Source organism: Bacillus sp. Pc3 (assembly GCF_000815145.1).
GTDB classification, from domain to species: domain Bacteria; phylum Bacillota; class Bacilli; order Bacillales; family Bacillaceae; genus Bacillus; species Bacillus velezensis.
The window spans coordinates 613,415-630,438 of sequence record NZ_CP010406.1 but is presented as its reverse complement, the minus strand read 5'-3'; the positions used below and the strand labels follow the sequence as shown (position 1 = coordinate 630,438).

Here is a 17,024-nt window from a genome sequence, read left to right as displayed (position 1 = left end):
AGAAAAGGAATGAGACAGGTGGCCAGTAATCAAAACTATCAGTTCACATTAACAATTAAACATACGGACTATATTGTCAGGGATCACCGGGTGCATGGCACCCGGATTATACCCGGTGTCACATTTTTAGATATGATATACCGTATGGCGCTGAGCAAAGGTTTGCCTATTGAAGAACTCGAGTGTCAGAATATTTTGTATTTGGAACCTGTAGCAACATCGGATACCTTTGACAGAGAAATCCGCATCCTTTTTCAGGGATTGGAACAGGGATGGGAAATTCAGGCGAAGAGCAGAAAGGTAAAAGATGACCGCATCCTGGATGAAAGCTGGGATGAGAATATGACCTGCAGGCTCATGCAGAAATTCCCGGAAAGCATGAGTTCAATTCATATCGATGAAATCAAACATGCCTCCGTCCGTGAAGCCGATATGGAGATATGTTATGACTATTTAAAAAAGGTTGATATAGAGCATTTTGAATTTATGAAGAGTCCGGGGAAGGTTTATGCGTCTGATCATTCTGTACTTGCAGAGTTGTCGCTCAGCCAAATTGCCAATCAATATACCGGCTATTTTCAATTGCATCCCACTTTTCTTGATGCGTCTACCATCATATCGATCCTTTATCAGGCATGTCCCGAATATTTTACACAAGGATCTCCGGCAAGCCGGATGAAAACGTATATTCCCATTCATATTGAATCTTTCCGTATGACGAAGCGCCTGGAAGACAGGTGTTATGTGTACATAGAGAAGCAAGACCAAAATCATGATTCAGGGGATGTCATCCAAGTAAGCTACGGTTTGTACGATGCATACGGGGAGATGATCGCTTATTTTACGCGGCTGTCTGTGAAACATATTCGCTCAAAAGATTTAATTGAAAACCTGAAGCAGACTCGTTTGGAAACTGAAGCGGCTTCTCAGCCAAAAGACAGCCTGATCAGAAAAGATTCAATCAAAAATCGAAGCGAAAGCATCGAGACACACCTTAAAGAATTAATATCCGGGGTTTCAAATATAGATCTGCGTGACATAAGGACAGACATTGGTTTTTATGAACAGGGCCTGGATTCAGCTTCTTTGCTTGCCATTGTTAAAGAACTTGAAAACAAAACAGGGGAACAGCTGTATCCTACACTCCTGTTTGAGCAGAAAACGATCCGGGAACTCGCCGCGTATATTAAAGAAAATCAAAGAATGTCCAGTTATTTCTTAACGCGAAATCAACCGGCTGAAAAGCCTGACATGAAAGAAAGTATGAACGAAAATCTTTCCGCTCTTATAACAGAAGGAGACATTCAGCAGCTGATCGCAGATATCAAAGGGACTGCCCCTGAAACACTCTCTGTTGTAAAAGGTTTTTATGAACAAGGCCTCGATTCTGTAACACTTATGCAAGCCGTAAAGGCACTGGAAGAGAAAACAGGCAGGGAACTGTACCCTACTTTATTGTTTGAGTATCCGACGATTCAAAAACTTGCAAACTATTTTGCAGAGAGCGGCGAAAAAACTTCCGTTGAAAAAGACCTCCCTCTTCATCATGGAGAGAATCATACGGCTCTGACCTATTTAACGCCGCATTGGAGACAAAAGGCTGCCGCTTGGGACCCGAATTGCGGAAATAAAAAGAAAAGAACATGCCTGCTGTTTCAATATGACAGAGAGCTTTTTCATTTTATGCGGGAAAATGCTGAAAATGGATTCGAAAATACACAGATCATTCTCGTTTTATCAGGGAATCGTTTCTCCTATCACGGAGACGGTGTTTATGAGATAGATCACAGGGAGGAAGCTCACTTTGACAGGCTTGCAGCTGATCTGAAAAAAAGGGGGCAAGTGCCCGACACCGTGGTTTACGGGTGGCCGGAAGGGTCATTTGCCGGCCCGGAAAAAATAAGTGAACAGCTTTCTAAGGGGGCTTACCCGCTATTCTTTTTCAGCCGGGCATTGATGCGCAGCAAGACGGAAAAAAAGGTTGTATCGCTTTTCCTTTATCCGGCGGATCATAAAAATGATCAGCCGCTTTACGCTTCAGTCCATGGCGCAGGGCAGTCTATTGTGCTTGAGAACCCGAAACTGGCCCTTAAGACAATCGGGATATCAGTTTCAGACAAGTCATCGTTGCCGGAACTTACAGCTGAAATCATCAGAGTCGAATCTACGGAAGCGCATCCGGGAGAAACCGATCTTTATTATGAAGGAAATGTGCGCTGGGTCCGTGCCTTACGGGAAGCAGAACCGGCTCCAAACTCAGATTTCTCCTTTAAAGAAAACGGAGTATACATGATTACAGGAGGGGCCGGCGGCTTAGGCCTTATATTTGCAGAACATATCGCAGCCCAAACGAAAGCCAATATTATTTTAGCGGGCCGTTCTGAACTTACGGAAGACAAAAAGAACAAAATCAGCCGAATGAAAGCAGGCGGTTCTTCGTTTCAATATATAAGAGGTGATTTTTCAGATAGCCGCGATGCAGAGCGAATCATAAAAACCATTAAAAGGAAATTTGGGGAAATCAACGGTGTGATACACAGTGCCGGTGTGACGCACGACGCTTTATTGATTCAAAAATCAAAAGATGAAATTCAGGAAGTAATCGCTCCGAAAATAAATGGGACGGTCTTATTGGACAGCTTGCTGCAAACCGAACCTTTGGACTTCTTTGTGATGTTTTCATCAAGCACCTCGATGTACGGGAATATCGGACAGACGGATTACGCATTGGCCAACCGCTTCATCGATCTTTTCGCTGAGTGGCGTGAAGGAATGAGGCGGAAAAAAGAACGCTCCGGCGTCTCAGTAGCCATCGGCTGGCCGCTATGGGAAGACGGCGGCATGAAAGTGGATAAACAAACTGAAAAATGGATGAAACAAAAAATCGGTATGGTTCCTCTTAGTAAAACCAATGGGATCAAAGCTTTTCAAGATTCACTCTCTCTGAACGCATCACAGCTGATCGTGTTTGAAGGTGACAAAGAAAAATTGGAATCTGCACTTCAAGATACCTTCATAGAGGATGAAAGCCGTGAGATCCAAATAAATGAAACAGCTGATACAAGGCATGAGGACATTGCCATTATCGGATTAAGCGGGAAGTATCCGATGGCTGAAGACTTACCTGAATTTTGGGAAAATTTAAAGAGCGGAAAAGATTGTATTACAGAAATCCCGCCTGACCGCTGGAATATGGATGATTTCTTCAGCGAAGACAGAGATATGAAAGGGAAGTCTTACAGCAAGTGGGGAGGTTTTATCAGCGGAGCCGATCAATTTGATCCGCTTTTCTTTCATATTTCCCCAAGGGAAGCAGAACTTATGGATCCCCAGGAAAGGCTCTTTTTAGAAACGGCCAAACATTGTTTTGAAGACTCAGGGTACCCGAGAAACATGCTGGAAAAGATGAAAGTCGGTGTATTTGTCGGTGCAATGTGGGGCCAATATCAACTATTTGAAGGAGAAGAAAATGGAGTGGCTTTCTCGCCGGCGTCCGTCTATTCTTCAATTGCCAATCGGGTGTCTTATTATTTTCATTTAAAAGGTCCGAGTTTGGCTCTGGATACAATGTGCTCTTCATCACTGACCTCTATTCATTACGCATGCCAAAGCATACATTGCGGAGAGAGCGATATGGCATTAGCCGGCGGAGTGAATTTGTCAATACATCCGAATAAATATAAGTTCCTCAGCATGGGACAGTTTCTATCAAGTGACGGCAGATGCCGGAGTTTTGGAAAAGATGGAAGCGGTTATGTTCCCGGAGAGGGAGTCGGGGCCGTATTGTTAAAACCATTGAAAAAAGCAATAGACGATCAAGATCAAATATACGGTGTGATTAAGGGAAGCGCCGTTAACCATGGAGGAAAGACGAGCGGGTATTCCATACCGAATCCGGATGCGCAGGCGGAGGTCATTTCAGAAGCGCTTCGTAAAGCTGACATTGATCCGAATACCGTCAATTATATTGAAGCGCATGGAACGGGTACGTCATTAGGCGATCCGATTGAAATTCAAGGACTGAAAGATTCCTATCAATTGAACCATCCTTGCGCCATCGGTTCGGTGAAATCAAATATCGGACATTTAGAATCTGCGGCAGGAATCGCTGCGGTAACGAAAGTGCTTCTCCAAATGAAGAATAAGCAGCTTGTTCCTTCTCTGCATTCCGATATTGTTAATCCGTTTATAGATTTTGATCAGGTTCCTTTTCAAGTGCAGCGGAAAGCGGCTGAATGGAATATTCCGCAAAACAGCAATGCTGTTCATCCTTTGAGAGCCGGGGTAAGCGCTTTTGGGGCAGGAGGAACAAACGCGCATCTTATATTGGAAGCGTATGAGCCGCCAAAAGCTTTTGATCATCAAAGCGGCCGAGTGATCTTTGTTTTATCGGCTCAAGACAAGCAACGGCTGATAAAATATGCGAAGGTTATGGCTGATTTTCTATCAGAAAATGAATCGAAGGATAACAATCATAAACTGCGTCTTCAGGATATTGCCTATACACTTCAGACGGGACGCGATCATATGGAAGAACGGCTGGCGATAGTGGCAGATTCCGGGCGGGTCATTGCTGAAGAGCTTTCAGCTTATACCAGGGGTGAAAAAAGCAGCTTAAGCTATACCGGTAATACATTCGAATCAGAAGTTCACAATGAAATGCCTCACGTTTGTTCAGATTACGCCGAAGCAGCATCCAAATGGGTAAATGGAAGAAAGATAGATTGGGAGACTTTTGAGGTGAATCGGAATGCTCGCAGGATTTCTATTCCGGGACAACCGCTGATCAAACAGCGGTATTGGATAGCGGAAAAAGGGGAAACGCTTGTTTCAGCGGATATGAGTAAGCCGGGTCACCCTTTCTTGGGGAGTAACACGTCCGATTTTAATCAGTTCAGTTTCACGAAAAAAATCACCCGTAATCATCCGTTCGCACTAAGTCTGTCTGAAGGAAACGTGTCCTTTTTCCCTTATGCATCTTTGGCTGAAATGGCTATCGTCAATGCAGCGGCGGCATTTGGACAACCAGTTCAAACATTGACTGATTTATTGTGGACCGAAAGCATGAACGGAATGACTGATATAAGGGAACTGATGATTACGCTGACGCCTGAGCGCGACTTTGCGCGGTTTGACATATATGCAAACACAAAAAATGAGAATAAAGTACGTCTTGCCAGGGGAAATGCGCATATTGTTAAGCCTGAAAGCGGTATGCTTCCTGAAGCGCTTGATATTGCTGAAGTCAAATCAGAAATGACTGAACATCCGGCTGAAGCGCCTTTTGTCATTGAATCAGCGAAAAACAGTGACGGAATGCTGTCGCTTCATTCATTGCCGGATGAGCTTTATGCAAAAAGAGAGAATTTTACGATCTCTCCTGAAGCGCTTGAGTCCGCGATTCAAGCCAGTGCGTTTTTTGTCAGCGGCGAAACCTTCCCGGATTTGATCGGAATGGGAGCGGCGGATGTCTATCACCCTCTCGCTCAAAATTTTTATGTCTATACTCAAAAAGAGAACCGGCAGAACAGCCGTGATGTAACGTGTCATATGACATTTACAGATGAAAACGGAAGCATTCTGGCAGAGTGCAGAGATGTGAGATTCAGATATGGTCATGAAAAAGACACTGTTCAGACGGACGACGAACTCATTCGTCTCCTGCGTCAATTGGAAACCAATGATATTGATCAGAAGGCTGTATTGAAACAATTAATGGGGGAAGAATGATGAACGGAAAACGTGAACAAATCAGCGATATTCTTGATCTGATTCAATCAGGACAGATATCGGCTGACGAAGGCTATGCCCGTGTGACATCCATTCAGAATCAAAAATCACGGGCATCGAACCATCCGCTTTTTTATTACAAGCCGGAATGGACTGAATCGTTCATTCCGAGTAAGAAGAGCGTACCCTTGACGGGATTGCTCCTGATTTTTGCAGAAAATGAACGGCAAATACAAGAATTGAGCGGTTTGTTTAAGGACTGTACTCTCTTGTTTGTTATCCGCGGAAAAGAATTTGCTGTTTTACATGATGATACGATTTGTATGAACCACGTGAAAAAAGACGATTATCTAAAGCTGTTCCGATACATTCATGATCATTATCAGCTGCCCGAAAAGATTCTTCACTTGTGGTCTGATTCTCAGGCTGACATGAGGAAGGAAGGTATACAGAAACAATTGGAAAACGGATTGTTTTCTCTTCTGTATATTACACAGGCGCTGATTGAACTAAAATGGAAAAAGATAATAAAGCTGACGCATATTTTTCAAACAGAGAATAAAGAACAACTGCCGCTGCATCATGCTCTCGGCGGATTGGTGAAAACCGTTCACCAGGAACACCCCAATTTTCACTATCAGATTATCAATATCACGCAATCAGAGGGTGCGGGAGCCGCTCTTCCAGCAATAGCGGATATATATCAGAGAGAGTGTGACGAAAAACGGGATATCCATTTTGAAGTGCGCTATGAAAACGGCAGACGTTTTACGAAAAGCTATAATAAAGCCGGCTCATTCGATTTAACCCAGCCGCTGAAACATCATGGGAATTATCTAATTACAGGAGGCCTGGGCGGTCTCGGTTATATTCTGGCAAAACATCTGTCGGAAAAATGGAAAGCGAATCTCATATTGACGGGGCGCTCTGATTTAACTGAAGAGCAGGAGAAAAAGATCGAATATTTAAGAAGTTCAGGTTCAACAGTTGAATATATCCGATCTGATGTTTCAAAACAAAGTGATGCTGAACGGATGTTTGCTTTTGCAAAAGAGCAGTTCGGCACCTTACATGGAGTATTTCACAGTGCCGGCGTACTCCGTGACTCTTTTATCTTAAGAAAGACAAAAGAAGAAATTGATCAAGTCACAGGTTCGAAAGTTTATGGCACGCTGTGGCTGGCGGAAGAAATCAAAAAAATGAAAGTTGAATTACTTGTCTTGTTTTCATCCACATCGGCAGTCTTCGGCTCAGCCGGCCAATGTGACTATGCTTTCGCCAATGCCTGTTTGGATCAGTATGCAGCAGTTATGACCGCAAAAGAGTCTGCCGAAAGGATAGTGTCAGTCAATTGGCCGCTATGGACTTCCGGCGGGATGAATATTGACGATGAAGGAATATCCTACATGAAACAGGAACTCGGTCTTGACCCGTTAGATGACGGTGACGGAATACAGGCTCTGGAGAACAGCTTGTGTCAATCATCTGAACAGCTGATTGCCCTGAAAGGCCGTAAAGAAAAGATTGAGGATGTGCTGAAGCGTGCCGGCACAATCAGCTTACATTCAGACCAGCAGGAAGATGCCGATTTGCAAAACGATGAATTAAGACAAAATATCATCAGTTATCTGAAAAATATAATGTCAGAGGAATTGAAATTACCGGTCTCACTCATAGATGAAAAACAATACCTGGAGAAATACGGCATTGATTCAGTAATGATCATGCGTCTGACCAAAAAGCTGGAGCAAAGTATCGGCAGATTGTCGAAAACATTATTTTTTGAATATCATTCAATATCTCAGTTAGCCGAATATTTCCTGAGTCATCACAGCGAACGAATGATGAAACTGCTGAAACCGGCCGGCACATCTGAACTTGTCTCATATCAAAAAAAGCCAAAAAGAAAACCAGTGGAAACAAAAGCGCCGGTACGCTCTGAAGGAGAAGATTCAAAAGAGCACATGGCGGCCGATCCCCTTTCTGCTGATATAGCCATTATCGGTGTCAGCGGCAGGTATCCGGGCGCGGAAAACATCAGGGAGTTCCAGAATGTGCTGATGAATGGACGGGATTGCGTAAGCGAAATTCCTGATGACCGGAAGGAAATGCTGGAGGGAAGCTGCTATAAGTGGGGAGGTTTTCTGAAAAATCCAGACCGGTTTGATCCTTTATTTTTCCGGATATCACCGAAAGAAGCGGCTTTTCTTGATCCTCAGGAACGTCTCTTTTTAGAGACAGTGTACAATACCATAGAGGATGCGGGTTATAAACCTTCAGATCTGACCCGCAAAAAGGTCGGAGTATTTGCAGGCGTCACATATGGAAGCTATCAATTTTTCGGCGTTGAAGAATCACTTAAAGGAAATGAACTGGCCGTCGGGTCTCCATTTTCTGCAATAGCAAACAGAATATCATATTTCTTTAACTTTAAGGGGCCGAGTATGGCGGTTGATACAATGTGTTCATCCTCTCTTAACGCCATTCACTTAGCCTGTGAAAGTATACGAAGAGGAGAAAGCACACTTGCTGTTGCGGGCGGGGTCAATCTTACGCTTCATCCCAATAAATATACATTATTAAATCAAAGCCGCTTCTTTGCAAGTGATGGCCGATGCCGTACATTCGGCGAAGGCGGTGACGGTTATGTACCGGGAGAAGGAGTGGGATCCGTACTTTTAAAGCCGGCGGCGGAAGCGGTAAGGGATGGAGATCATATTTATGCGCTGATTAAAGCGACAGCGGTCAATCACGGAGGGAGAACAAACGGTTTTACGGTTCCTAATCCAAATGGTCAGTCTGAACTGATACAGGAAGCGCTTCAGAAAGCTTGTATTGACCCTCGTACAATTAGTTATATTGAAGCTCACGGAACGGGAACTTCTCTTGGAGACCCGATTGAGATCACCGGGTTAACAAAAGCGTTTCGGGAATTTACGGAGCACACTCAATATTGTTCCATCGGTTCTGTCAAATCAAATATCGGCCATCTTGAGGCCGCAGCGGGAATTGCCGGTTTGACAAAGGTTCTTTTGCAAATGAAACTGAAAAAACTGTTTCCTTCCATCCATGCGGAGACGTTGAATCCAAATATCGATTTTAAAGCATCTCCCTTTTATGTACAGCGGTCATTGCAAGATTGGAAGAAACCAAAACTGCAGGAAAACGGAAAAACAGTAACTGTTCCGAGAAGAGCGGGGATCAGCTCATTCGGAGCGGGAGGAACGAACGTTCATATCATTATAGAAGAATATGAAGAAACAAACGTCTCAACAGAACATGTTGAGAACGAACCGCATATTGTCCTGTTATCTGCCAAAGACAATGAACGTCTTCTTGAGTATGCCGAAAACATGAGAGATTTTATCCAACGTTCACTAAGTCCTGAAGTAAAGGATAAGCAGCCTGATATGAGAGAAAAGGTGTATGAAGTACTCAAACCGTTTGTTTCGGAATTGCTTCATATCCATCCGGAAGAAATTAATATTGCTGATCACCTGAGTGAATTTGGCGTAGGGCCTTTGGAATTAAGCCGGATGGCGGATTTTATTAACGAAATGTTTCATATTGAACTCACGATGTATGAATTAACTGATTGCCCCTCCATTCAAGCGGTTACTGAATACTTATTGAAGGAATATGCCGGAGCGATAAGAAACCTGTTCCCGAATGAAGTGATGGAAGGCAGCCAATCGGAAAGCGTCGTTTTACGGGATCTGGCATACACTACACAATCGGGCAGAGAAGCGATGGAGGCCAGAGCGGCGATTACCGGTACGTCTCTTAAAGAAATGAAAGATAAATTATTTGAGTTTTGCCGCGGTGACAAGCAAGTTCCAGGCGTATATGTTCATCAGCAATCAGCAGATGCATTTGCTGAAAAAATGAAGGTGTTAACGGAAGGCACAGCAGGTGAATTGTTTGTAAAGACTATTATTGAGAACGGTGATGCGGAAAAGCTGGCTCAATTATGGGTTTGGGGGGCGGATGTCGACTGGAAATCCGTTCATCAACATTTACAGCAGCCGGGTAAACGGATCTCAATTCCGACTTATCCGTTTGCAAAAGAACGTTATTGGGTTCCGTCCAGGACTAAGAAGACAGAGATCCCTCAGCATTCTTTTCAACATCACTTGCAAAAAAAATGGAGGGAGAATCCGTTTGTAAATCCATCCGAAACAAAAGAGTACGGACTGACAGTAGCATTTGTAAATCAAGACACAGAATCAATTGCCCGCTCTATTTGTTCGGATATAGATCAGGAGAATCTGATTGTCATAAAACATCACTCTTCATTTATAAAACACTCTGATCAAATGTTTGAGTGTTCTTTATTAGATGAAAACCACGCATACGACGTTATCCGTGAGATCTTCTCGGGCGGTGAGCGGCAGATCCAAAATATAATTGATTTCTCAGATATCGGAAACCAGAGTGACAATCAGAACGGCATCCCATATGGTAAATTCTTATTTATACAAGAAATAATTAAGCGGAGTAAAAAGGAAACACCATTATCCATTTTACAAATCACCAAGGGCTTGCAGGTATTTAAAGCGGAAAAACCAAAGCTGACGGGGGCAGAATCAGCGGCTTTTCTGAAAGCCCTTTCTGCGGAATACGGTTTTGTTCATGTGAAAACAATAGATATAGACAGCATGAAAGAAACGCATGAGCTGAAACAAATCTTTGAGAATGAAAGGCAATGTACCGGAGAGAATGAAGTATGCTACCGCAGCGGCGTCAGATATGTTCCGTATTTTGAAGAAGAAAGAATCCATACCGGCGGGCCTGTTTCATTTCCTGCGGATAAAGCCGTCGTGATTACCGGCGGGACAGGGGGCATTGGCAGAGCAATAGCTGAAGATTTGGTGAAACGGGGAGTGAAAAAACTCGTGCTGACGGGTACGCGTCCATTACCTTTGCGAAGTGAATGGGATCATTTGCTGAAAGAGGGCAGACAGGACGAAAAGACAGTCAGCAATATAAAACTGTTTCAAAGTTTTGAAGAGAAAGGTGTCAACTATCTGTATTACAGCGGTTCTCTCACAAATGAAGAGAAGCTGCGTTCATTCTTTCACCAAGTAAGCCTTGAATTTAAAGATATAAGCGGTATCATACACTGTGCCGGACTGCACAGCGGCGGAAATCCGGCCTTTATTCATAAAAGAATGAGTGAATTTAAGACGGTGTACGGGCCGAAAGTCACTGGACTTCAAAATTTGGAGCGGATTTTTAATAATAGGCCGCTGGATTTCTTTATTCTATTTTCATCAATTGCAGCACAGTCACCCAAACTGTCGAAAGGAATGACTGATTACGCGTCTGCAAACGCATATATGGACTATTTCGCGGCTTATCATTTTCAAAAGGGGAGAACGTATTTCACGTCAATCAATTGGCCGAGCTGGAAAGAAGTCGGAATGGGTACTGTGACGAGTCCTTTATATGATGAATTGGGACTGAACTCTCTATCCACACGGGAAGGACTGGCGATTTTGTATCATGCACTGGAGAAAAAATCAGCCAATATCATTCCTATCGTGAAAAAAGGAACAGTGTTTCATGCAGACAGTCTCCTGAACATCAATAAAACCGGCGGAGCTTCGGTTCCAGTCCGAAGACAGGAGACTCCCGACACTTTTGATCATTCAGAAGGGCTTGTCAGTGAACTTTCTGCCGTATTTGCCGAGGAATTGAGCATTCCCCTTGAAAAGCTTAACCCAAATACGGATTTTCAGGAATACGGTGTGGATTCTATACTTCTTGTCAGCATTATACATCGAATAGAAGCAATGATTCAGAAAAAAATTGACCCTACTGTGCTTCTTGAACACAACACGATTCATGGTCTTGCGGAATATATCGGTAAGACGGCGCCGCCGTTGAAGAAACAAATCGAACAGACTGATTCTCAAAGCAGCAATCAGCAAGATATGCAGTCTGTGACGAGCCGAAATACAGAACCGCAGACGGCTTCCTCTGCAAAGATAGCTGTTATCGGAATCGGATGTAAGTTCCCTGGAGCGGCTGATAAAGAGGAATTTTGGAACAATCTGAGAAAAGGGAAGAATCATATTAAAGAAGTACCTGATTCCCGGTGGAATATAGAAGAAAATTACTCTCCGGTGCAGCAAAAGGGAAAAAGCATCAGCAAATGGGGAGGATTTATCAATGGAATCGGCAGCTTCGATCCGGAGTATTTCCGCATGGAAGAGGAGAAAGCCATCCAAACGGACCCGCTGATAAGACATTTCTTAGAAACGAGTGTACAGACTGTACGGGATGCCGGTTATGAAGAAACGGAATTATCGGGAAAAAAAGTCGGCGTATTTGTCGGTTCCAGAATGGGCGGCTACGGTCACAAACTGCCGAAAGAAAGCAGCAGCCACATCGTCGGGCTTAGTCAAAACTTTATTGCTTCACATGTGTCGCATTTCTTTAATTTTCACGGTCCAAGCATGGTTTCTGATACCGCTTGTTCTTCTTCACTAGTCAGCATTCATTTAGCCTGCCAAAGCATAAAAAACGGTGATTCAGAGATGGCGCTGGCAGGAGGGGCGGATCTGCTTTTGGATGAAATTCCTTACCTGATGTTAACAGAAGGAGGAGCTCTTTCGCCGGACGGTCAGTGTTTTACTTTTGATGAAAGGGCAAACGGTTTTGTACCCGGAGAGGGTTTTGGCGCTGTTCTGTTAAAACCGCTGGAGAAAGCGAAAGCTGACGGAGATCGGATATACGGTATCATTGAAGCATCAGCTATTAATAATGACGGTGCGACAATGGGAATTACGACCCCGAATCCTAAGCTTCAAGAGCAGGTTATTCAAGATGCATTTGAAAAAGCCGATATCACTCCCGGATCAGTCAGCTACGTCGAAACTCACGGCACAGGCACGATGATTGGAGATCCGATTGAGCTTCAGGCTCTGACAAAAGTATTCCGAAGAGACACAAACAAAACGCAATTTTGCGGAGTAGGAAGTGTGAAAACCAATATCGGACACTTATTAAGCGCTGCCGGAGCGGCAAGTTTCATTAAAGTGATTTTATCAATATGGCATAAGGAAATTCCGCCTACATTGAATTGTGAAACGCCAAATCCCCGCTTTGAATTTGAAAAGTCGCCTTTTTATCCGAATACAGAGCTGAGAAGCTGGAAGGATGGAAAACGGAGGGCGGGCATCAGCGCTTTCGGTTTTGGCGGAACAAACGCCCACCTTTTGGTAAGCGGCCTGGATGATTCATATCATTCCGTCAGAACTCCGCTGCCGCCTGCCGAGTTTGTCAGAAAAGAGTACTGGCCGGATTCAAATCGGAAAAAACAAATCAAACAGAATAAAAAACGGCTTCTTGAAATTATTGATGAAACAGAGTAGCACCTGCTCTGTTTCTTTACTTTGTAAAAGAAGAAAGGTTGTCGAGTTGCATGAGGTTCAGCGTATTAGTCAAACATGACGATTATATTGTTTCAGACCATGTCCTTCATCAAGTGCGTACGATACCCGGCGTAACGTATCTGGATTTAATAACACGATTTTTAGCTGAGAAAGGGATATCACCCCGAAGTTTTGAAATCAAACATGTTTTATTCCGTGAACCTGTTGCGACGTCAGTCCATTTTGATAAAAAAGTCACCTTCCAGTTTACGGAACAAGAAAACGGCTGGCTTGTTGAAATAACAAGCAGGAAATGGGTCGCTGAAAAGGCGGAAGGTGAAGCGTCAGTCAACTTGCAGGCGGAAATCATAAGAAAAAATGCGATAAACGAAAAGACAATTTCAATCGAAGAATTAAAGAAAGGGGCCGTCCGGATTTCGGATGCTGAAGCCGCCTATCGTAATTTGCGCAGAGGCGGCCTGATTCATAAAGATTTTATGAAATTGGAAGGTACGGTATATGAAGGTGAAAATTATATTCTGGGAGAGGTTAGTTTAAGCGGACTTTCAAAAGAATATACAGATGACTTTTACATGCATCCCGCATTTTTGGATGGGTCTCTCAGCTTGTTGGGAATCCTTACATCAGACTTGCCGGATGAAGGAACAAATGCGTTTATCCCTATATATATTGAGACATTCCGGGCACTGCATAAAACAACTGGGTCTTGTTTTGTGTATATTAATAAAACCAGTATAACGCAGCCGCCTTCTAAAGACATTTTATATGCGGACATAGAAGTATACAGGCCTGATGGAGAGCTTGCTTTTTATTATGAGCGATTCGGTGTGAAAAGAGTCAGAAATGAAAATTCAATACAAAGGCTGGAGCATTCCCAAAAAGCTAAAGAGGTCGGCAGCGCAACGAAAAATAAAGAAATAATCAGAAATAATTTGATCCAAGAGATAGCCGGCATGATTGAAAAACCTGCTGAAACAGTGAAGAATGATATTTCCTTTTATGAGATGGGCTTGGATTCTAAACAATTATTAGACTTATCCAAAAAGTTAGAACTGATGTTAGGTTCAAAGCTGTACCCGACTTTATTATTTGATTACTCCACAATCGGTGAATTGACGGAATTTCTGCAGGAGAAATACGGAGCTAACATTACAGACTCTATCTCTGATACAGTTCAGCACCAAGACAGTCATAAAACATTAACAGATGAGCTGTCATCCATTATTGGAGAGGTTACAAACACACCGCCAAATAAAGCGGACAAACACCAATCTTTTTACGAACTGGGTCTTGACTCAAAACAGCTGCTGCATATATCGAAAATGCTCGAGGAAAGATTGGATACACAATTGTATCCGACATTGCTTTTTGATTATAACAATATTCATGATTTAGCGGCTTATTTAGAAGAAAAATATGATGTGCGTAATACGCCGGCCGCAGCTTTTAAAGAAAAAACGCAAACGAAAGAGCCGTCTGAAAAGCCGGTGCTTGATTCCTTGTATTTACAAAAAGAATGGATAGAATCGCCATTAAAGTCCGGAGAAGTACCTAAGGAAAATACACTGATTTTCGATTTCGACAGTTCATTGAGTGATGAAATCCGAAAGTACATCGGCAGTGAAAATGTTATTTATGCGGAAGCCGCTGCTGAATATGAAATGGTAAATGAAAAGCATTATAAAATTAATCCGGAGCAGTCTGCTCATTACACCAGACTATTAGAAGATATGAAAAAGTCCGGAGCATTTCCGGCGTCAATCATTCATTACCTGTCAAAAAAAGTTTATACTGAGGCAGCGTTAGATTTGACTCACAGCTTTTATTCAATCCTTTATTTAAGCAAAGCGTTGATCCGTCAAAAAACAAAAGAAAACATCAACATTTTGTACGTGCATGACAAGGGTCAATATACAAACCCGGTTTACGCCGCGATTGGAGGCTTTTTTAAAACGCTGAATGCGGAGCAGCCGAATATAAAGTGTAAAACGGTTGAGATTTCTTCAAGACAAACCATTGAAAAAGCACCTTTGCTTCTCAATGAATTAAGTGCCGGACATCATCAGGCTGTGAAATATGACAGCGATCAAAAAAGGAGGGTGACAGCATATAAAGACGCTTCGCCGCAAACAGGACAAAAGGCCGCCAAGTTTGCAAAAAACGGGGTGTATCTCATCATCGGAGGATTAAGCGGCATCGGCTGGATTATTTCAGCGTTTCTTTATGCAAATCACGGAGCCAGCGTTATCATTGCCGGGCGATCGAAAATGACAGCAGACATGGAAGAAAAATTAGACAGCATCCGATATGACGGGGCAAGCATTTCTTATATCCAGGCTGACATGTCAGATAAGCAGCAGGTCATCAAGTTAGCGGAAAAAATTCATGCTGATTATTCCGAAATCAACGGGGTCATTTACAGTGCAGGCGTGTTAAAAGACTCTCTCATTATGAATAAAACAGACGCGGAAGCTCAAGCGGTGCTGCAATCAAAGGTCAATGGTGTGATTCATTTGGATGAAGCGCTCAGAGGTATGCCTTTAGACTTTTTTGTTTTGTTTTCTTCCATCTCCTCAGAAATCGGAAGTCTGGGTCAAGCCGATTACGCCTACGCCAATCGTTTTCTGGAGCATTTTGCCGAGTGGAGGGAATGTATGAGAAAGGCGGGGGGAAGATCAGGAAAAACCATCGCTGTAAATTGGCCTTTCTGGAAAGACGGAGGCATGTCAGTTGATCCCGGCATTCAAGATATTATGAAAATGGAGTACGGACTTCACCCATTAGAAAATACTGCCGGAATCAAAGCTTTGGAACACTCGCTTCTCGGCCGAGGCCACCAGCTGATCGTGTTATACGGAGAAAAAGAAAAAATACAAAACGATTTCAAGCCGTTATCCGCCCGTTCAGCACCGCCTCTGGTAAGAGATTCAGCGATTGCAGCCGATTTTGATGCTTCGTCAATCGTTACGGAAGAAGCTGAAAGTCCTTTCCGAATACTCGGCACAGCTTCCAATCGTCATCTCGACGATTATTTGCATTATTGGAGCAGACTGAAGAAAGGAGCCCTTCAGCACAATCAAAGCGATGCCGCAAAAAAACTCATCGCTTTTTACCAGACAGAAGAAACGGAAACCGTTCATTTTCTGGCAAACACAGAAAATGCCCGGCATATGGAAATATTGATGAGCGGTAAGGGTGAAACAATTTTACTGATTTGCGGTTTTGCTACCACTGCTTACATGTGGAAAGAACAAATGAAGGAGTGGGCAGATCAATTTAATGTAATTGTCATACACACACCGGGTTACGGGCTGAGTGAGGGGAGCGCCGATTTTACACTGAGCGGGCTGGCTCAGACTTTTATCGAAGTGCTGAACGAGATAGGGGTTGCTTGGCCGATCCACATTGCGGCAGCTTCTTGGGGAGGCATGATAGGGCAGAGGATTGCCTATGAATACCCTGAAAAAGTAAAAACGCTCATTCTTTCCGGAAGTTACACCGAATACGAAGAAGACCCTGAAAGCAGTGTCGAGGAAAAACTGAAAAATGATTTTATAGCTATAGGAAAATCACATGAATATGAAAGTTTATACAGTAATCAATTCCTAAATGCTTCTATTGAACGTTTTATGAAGATACATCAACAAGAAGGCTATTCTACGATCGGCTTTTTAAAAGACATTCATACAAGAACGCTTATCCTTACGGGTGAGAAGGAAAGCGTAGTTGATCAGAAAGAAACAAAAAGGCTGCAGAAACTGCTGAGCAATGCAGAATTAAAGAAAATTAAGGGAGCGGGGCATCTTCCGAACATTACACATCCTGAAGAATTCAATAAAACGGTGTCAGAATTCATCAAGAAATCAGTAAGTAAGGGATGAAAAAGATACATAC

3 protein-coding genes are annotated in these 17,024 nt (G+C 43.2%); all 3 read left to right on the top strand.

The features are described 5' to 3' along the window. The first annotated feature begins 18 nt into the window (after positions 1–18). From SB24_RS02500 to SB24_RS02490, 3 genes are read left to right on the top strand one after another with little or no spacing between them, the layout of a single operon-like run. Positions 19–5,730, top strand: a complete 5,712-nt coding sequence (locus SB24_RS02500; RefSeq protein WP_039251581.1) for a type I polyketide synthase — start codon at positions 19–21, stop codon at positions 5,728–5,730. Further along, complete coding sequence (locus SB24_RS02495; protein ID WP_039251579.1) at positions 5,730–13,109, top strand: type I polyketide synthase; 7,380 nt, start codon at positions 5,730–5,732, stop codon at positions 13,107–13,109. Before SB24_RS02500 ends, SB24_RS02495 begins: the two co-directional genes overlap by 1 nt. A gap of 50 nt (positions 13,110–13,159) precedes the next feature. Then, positions 13,160–17,011, top strand: coding sequence for an alpha/beta fold hydrolase (locus SB24_RS02490; protein WP_039251576.1), 3,852 nt, complete (start codon positions 13,160–13,162; stop codon positions 17,009–17,011). Positions 17,012–17,024: the final 13 nt, after the last annotated feature.

Excerpts from the sequence above, each read along its gene's own strand:
- SB24_RS02495 (WP_039251579.1), top strand. The coding sequence starts at position 5,730 with ATGAACGGAAAACGTGAACAAATCAGCGATATTCTTGATCTGATTCAA.
- SB24_RS02490 (WP_039251576.1), top strand. The coding sequence starts at position 13,160 with ATGAGGTTCAGCGTATTAGTCAAACATGACGATTATATTGTTTCAGAC.